The sequence below is a fragment of the Staphylococcus sp. EG-SA-2 genome, from assembly GCF_017152085.1.
In genome coordinates, this window is sequence record NZ_JACYHC010000060.1 from 1 (window position 1) to 567 (window position 567).

Sequence of the window (567 nt, forward strand, 5' to 3'; positions counted from 1 at the left end):
GTTTAACATTGTTTAGATATGCTTTTTTTATTTTATGGACAGTGATTTTCTCATATGCTCTATTATCAATGAGTTATCAAAACATAATAGTATATTTTGCTTGGATTACAGCAATAATGGGTTTTTTTCTAGTGAATATAGCTTTAATTATAGATAAAAACATTCATGTCATACTTAAAAATTAAGTGAAAGTACTAAATTCAGATTAAAAATATGAAAATATCAGTTAATAAAACCTTTGATGACAGTAACTTGATAGTATTTGAATGTCTTTTGAAGTATCGAAAAATGTATTACACATAAAATTAAAGGGATGTGGAGACATTGCTTTGCGAATCTAAAGTTATTAATAAAAACCCTAAATATCGAATAATCAAATACGATAGTGAATATTTAATGATTGATTTGGCAAGTAATTGGATTGTCTTCTTCTTTCCATTTATTAACTGGCTCATACCGAAAACATATGTCAAAATCACTAAGAATGATTATGAAAAATTAAATATTGTCAAACCAGTTAAAAATAAATCGATAGGATGGACCATATTCGCGGGTATTGTGTTACTT

The 567-nt window shown here is 26.1% G+C and carries 2 protein-coding genes; both read left to right on the forward strand.

The window, feature by feature from the left end:
* The coding region (locus IDG60_RS00470; protein WP_179346288.1) for a DUF443 family protein at nucleotides 1–185 on the forward strand (185 nt) is incomplete at its 5' end.
* Between the two features lie 130 nt (nucleotides 186–315).
* Nucleotides 316–567: DUF443 family protein (locus IDG60_RS00475; RefSeq protein WP_162697929.1), on the forward strand; the 252-nt coding region annotated here is incomplete at its 3' end.